The organism is Bacillota bacterium (assembly GCA_012518215.1).
Taxonomy (GTDB): domain Bacteria; phylum Bacillota; class Dethiobacteria; order DTU022; family PWGO01; genus JAAYSV01.
Genome location: JAAYSV010000033.1, coordinates 1 through 4,761 on the forward strand (window position 1 = coordinate 1; position 4,761 = coordinate 4,761).

Annotated in this window: 3 protein-coding genes; all 3 read left to right on the plus strand. The window is 45.8% G+C overall.

Annotated features, from left to right (window positions below):
* Window positions 1–615 precede the first annotated feature (615 nt).
* Window positions 616–1,419 carry an MBL fold metallo-hydrolase gene (locus GX364_05455; protein NLI70288.1) on the plus strand — a complete coding sequence of 268 codons (804 nt, stop codon included), beginning with the start codon at window positions 616–618 and terminating at the stop codon, window positions 1,417–1,419.
* A 207-nt stretch (window positions 1,420–1,626) separates the two neighbouring features.
* Window positions 1,627–3,093 (plus strand): AAA domain-containing protein, encoded by a 1,467-nt coding sequence (locus GX364_05460; protein ID NLI70289.1) that lies wholly within the window; start codon window positions 1,627–1,629, stop codon window positions 3,091–3,093.
* Window positions 3,069–4,511, plus strand: a complete 1,443-nt coding sequence (locus GX364_05465; GenBank protein ID NLI70290.1) for a hypothetical protein — start codon at window positions 3,069–3,071, stop codon at window positions 4,509–4,511. The genes GX364_05460 and GX364_05465 overlap by 25 nt, the downstream gene beginning before the upstream one ends.
* The last annotated feature ends 250 nt before the right edge of the window (window positions 4,512–4,761 follow it).

The window sequence follows — 4,761 nt, forward strand, 5'->3', positions numbered from 1 at the left end:
ACCTTCTTGTGAACATCAAGCCCGCAACAGCGCCTATAAACCATTTGCATCTACAATTCACTCCTTCTTGCATGTTTTTTGATTATGGCGCTACCCCTGCCTTTATAGCTACATTGCTATGCGTCCTCTTGGGAACAATACTCATTTCTGCAATAGGGGCAATCGCAAATTCCGAAACGGTCTCAATTTAACAATACCAATAGAGTCCATACATTAGTATATTATCCACGATTTGAAAGGCAATGAAAAGCCCCTTTTAATAATATCATTTTTTTATCGTGGTGAGGGTGACGCACGAAAATTCCGAACGAGCCGTGTTTTTCCTGGTAATGTAATTCCGGGCGAGCATCGTTTTTTGCCACGACCGAAGAATCCCCCCATTCGATCCCCTATACCTTATTATCAGAGAAGAAAGATGTACAACCTGTCATTCTGAGCCAGCGGCGTTTTTTGCCGCGACGGAATCTTAACCACTTACTTCTTTAATGCAAATCAATTTCCGCAATAACTACATACCTGCCTCCATCATCAACCATCTGCAACCTTAAAAGACTGGAAATGGTCAGCGCCATCGATATGCAATATACTCTTGTTAGAAAGAAGGAGGCCGATACAATGTTGAAAACCAACCAATACGATGAAGTAACACAGATCATGATGGGACGTGAAATGGGTGGGACTGTAATCTACTGGACCGCCGCCTACCTGGTAGATGGCTTGCTCATCGACACCGGTTGTGCATATACCGCATCGGAACTGATTGCCTATCTCAAGGAACAGGAAATGGATCGGGTGGTAAACACACATCATCACGAGGACCACATCGGTGCCAATGCCAACATCCTCAGGGAACACGATCTGGAAATCCATGCTCACCCGTCAGCGCTGCCGCTGATCAGCAAGCGCTTGCCCCTGCGTGAATACCAGGAAATGGCCTGGGGGTACCCGGAGCCATCAACCGTGCAAGCGGTGCCCGAGCGAATAATCACCACCCACCATGAATTTTTGGTGCTGGAAACACCGGGCCATTCTTCCGATCACATCTCCCTTTTTGAGGCGGAAAAAGGATGGTTGTTCAGCGGAGACCTCTTTGTTTCGGAGCAGTACAAGGCCCTTCGTGCCGATGAGGACATCGAGGCGATCATCATCTCATTGGAGAAGGTGCTGGCCCTGGAACCGGAAACGATAACCCTTTTTACCGCCATCGGTCGAGTTTTTCCCGACGGAAAGAAGGCCATCCGGGATTTTCTGGACTACCTTCATGACCTGCGCGAGGAGATAGTCCGGCTGGCTGCCGCTTCCATGTCCGCCGTTGAAATCCGTGACCGGATCTTTGGCCGCGAATCGCAACTGGCGGCGCTGACCGGGGGGCATTTTGCGATACTGAACCTCGTGGAGCAACTGATGCCGAAAGAATAAAACCACCCGTGCCGATTGTTTTCCCCATCATGATGATCCATTTACACAAAGACAATCAAATGCCATTTTTAGAAGGAAAAATGCCAAAAAATGTTGAAATATTTAAAACACAGTTACCCATGTCTGAGCATAATCGATTTGCCACTGATTCTTAATATTTACATTACATAGGATAAGTTGATTCGTTCCTAAAAAGGGGAGTTGTATATGGAAAAATTACTCGATTTGATCTATTCCGGGGAATTAAACGACTGGACAAAGCGCTGTCAGGAAGGTTTTAACGAACTGTATGGTGCCAAAAGCGGTAGATATCCTGGGAGGGCGGAACAGTCTGTCACGCTAAGAGCCCCTGGATTCTCTAAAGGCGGAGTTCCTTTTGCTGCTTTAATTCATCCTACTAACCCAGATTCCGGTGCGTATGGTGGTATGAGCTTTGTTATTTTTCCCATGGAAGAAAGGCCAGCTTTATTAGCCATGGTAATCGGCACCCAGGGTTTAAGTCCTGATGAAGAAATTTTAGGCCGTCCCGGGCATGGACGTAAAGTTGCTGCTATATGCAACTGGCTCAACAAGCAGTATGGTCAGGGGGAGATGGTCTCCTGGGCAAAGCAAGATCCGGCCCGTATTGATTTAGATATGCCCGGGAATATTAAAAGCTTATTTGCAGAATACCGGTCTGTTTTTGAACGGTATGGTAAAGTAATTTACGGCCTTTATGCACCCGGGCAGGATCGGGAGGGTACAGAAGAATGCCTTAAGGCTTTTCTTGATCTGATGTTTTCAGAAAGGGGGTACCAACCTTTAAAAGGCGCCGAAGCTGATGCTAGGAGGATTCAAGCTGAATATTATTCCCATATGCTACCTGATTGCAGCATGGAAGAGGTGGCGTCATTGCTGGAACAACGAAAATATGTAGTTTTACAAGGGCCCCCGGGAACCGGGAAAACCCGTATGTCTTTGGAGCTGTTGAAGAACAAATACCAAAACAATGGCTTCACAATTCAGTTTCACCCTAACACAACTTATGAAAACTTTGTGGGGGGATTGGCTCCCATACATACTGAAGGCGGACTAGGTTTGGAATTTGCCCCTAAAGCTGGATTTCTAATGGAAGCTGCCTTGAAAGCCGCTGAAGCGAAGGACAAGCCTTATTTGTTGTTTATTGATGAAATTAATCGCGCTGATCTGGCTAAGGTGTTGGGTGAAGCTATATTTCTCTTGGAACCAACAGTGAGCGGCCGTACCCTAGAGTTGCCCTATGACTTTGGTTCGCCATTGCATTCACGATTTACCCTTCCTTCTAATCTACATATTTTGGGCACAATGAACAGTTCCGACCGAAGTATTGCCATTGTTGATATTGCTGTACGTCGACGGTTTGCTTTTCTAAAATTATGGCCGCAGATAGCGGTGGTTAAGGAACATGGTTGTGAGCTGATGCAACGTGCCTTCCAGGAATTGCTTCATATCTTCGTTGAATATGCGGGCAAAGACACTTTGGATTTATTACCCGGCCATTCCTATTTCCTTGAAAAGGAACCTCGACAGGCACTTATTTCGTTACGCGTTAATCTGGTTCCGTTATTAGAAGAATATTTGAATCAAGGTTATGTAGCCTCCTTTGCTGACTCAATAGAAGCATACCTACAATGGGTGGAGAGTATTTCTCTATGAACATAATTCAAGCATTTCGGGAAACAGCATGTTTTGAAACAGAAGATCATTCTATATTAAAATTACCCGCAGATTTTCTTATTAAAGGGACAAAATCCCGGGATTTACAGGGCCAGTCAGCCCGCTTAGCCAAACAGTTCCTTAGGCAGAACCGGGGCATAATGCGAGATTTCGCAGTTGAAGGTGATGTAAATTATGATGGTTCATCGGTTAGTATTCAAATGAAAACAGGTGGGCTTGTCGGAGCCTTACCGTTATTATCTCCGACCAGCGGTTCCCCTGATTATGGTTTGGTGATCAAACCCCGATTTGGTTGGCGGGGCATCGGGCCTATGTTGGGGAATATGGGTTGGAAGATCTTACCGGAACCTTTGCCGTTACCGTTGTTGCCCCATTCGGATCGAAAAATTCCCCCATGGGTGCTCTCATCGACAATCCTGTTGCGACTTCAGAAACTTTTAGACCGGTTAGAGCGGCGTTTTGAATATTCCGAGGCTGATTTAAATGCACCCCGCGGGCAGGTGAAATGGGCAGAATATGCTGCTGTCAAACTGCCTCAGGCAGCTTTTCATAAAGTGCCTTGTAGGTTCCCGGACCTTAGAGATGATAGGAATCTTAAATCGGCTATTCACTTTACCTTACGTAAGCAGCTTTCAAGTCTACAAAGCCAACGGGTGGCCGGGGTAGTAGTTTTGCAGCTTTTAAGTTTATGCTATGAACTATTGGAAAAAGTGCGCGATGTTCCGGCTTTTCCGCCAAGTAATAAAACTATTAATCAATGGCTTAGAGGTAGCTTTGACACCACGGTGTTTCGCGATGGTATCCAAGCCATGCAGTGGACTATTGATGAGAGGGGCCTTGCTGGTCTGGGGGATTTGCAGGGTTTGCCCTGGATACTTCCCATGGACAAGTTTTTCGAAGCTTGGGTCGAAACGGTGGTGAGACAGCTAGCCGGTTATAGGGGCGGAATAATTAAAACTGGTCGTCAGCGGGAAACTATTGCACCTCTTGGGTGGAACCCACCATACCTAGGTTCGCAGCGTTACCTGTTGCCGGATATTATCATGGAACGTGAGCAGGAGACGATTATCTTTGATGCCAAGTATAAAAATCATTGGGAAGAACTTAGCCGTGAAGGATGGTTTAACCTAGAAAAAGAACTGCAAGAACGCCACCGCAATGATCTGTTGCAGGTACTGGCATACTCGACTATTTCTGCAAGCAAAAGGGTGGTTTGTTGTCTTGCTTATCCTTGTCAGGAGCGCACTTGGCATTCACTGCTTCAGCGGCAACGCCCCTATCACAAAGCCACAGTCCGAGCCGGTACACGCCGGGTTGATCTTGTCCTCACCGCAGTGCCCATGGGGCTCAGCCCAGAAGAAATTAACCCTGTATTGGAGCAGGCGATTGGTGCATAGATGCATATTTTAATATCTTTTTTGGCTTTCATTTTGATAATCGTATCAGGAGGTTTTAAAGTGTTTTTATTTCAAGAAGGTTGTAATGAAGTCCTAAGTTGAAAGGATTGTTTTAGTTTTTTTGGTTGGTGTAAATTTACTTTAGGACTTTGGAGGAAATCTTTTATAAAAAGCGGAAGAGGAACCTCGTAGTATCAGCTTTACCAAATATTCCCCGAAGGGAGAGGTTCCTCTGATGGATATAATTCAA

Excerpts from the sequence above, each read along its gene's own strand:
- GX364_05455 (NLI70288.1), top strand. The coding sequence starts at position 616 with ATGTTGAAAACCAACCAATACGATGAAGTAACACAGATCATGATGGGA.
- GX364_05460 (NLI70289.1), top strand. The coding sequence starts at position 1,627 with ATGGAAAAATTACTCGATTTGATCTATTCCGGGGAATTAAACGACTGG.
- GX364_05465 (NLI70290.1), top strand. The coding sequence starts at position 3,069 with ATGGGTGGAGAGTATTTCTCTATGAACATAATTCAAGCATTTCGGGAA.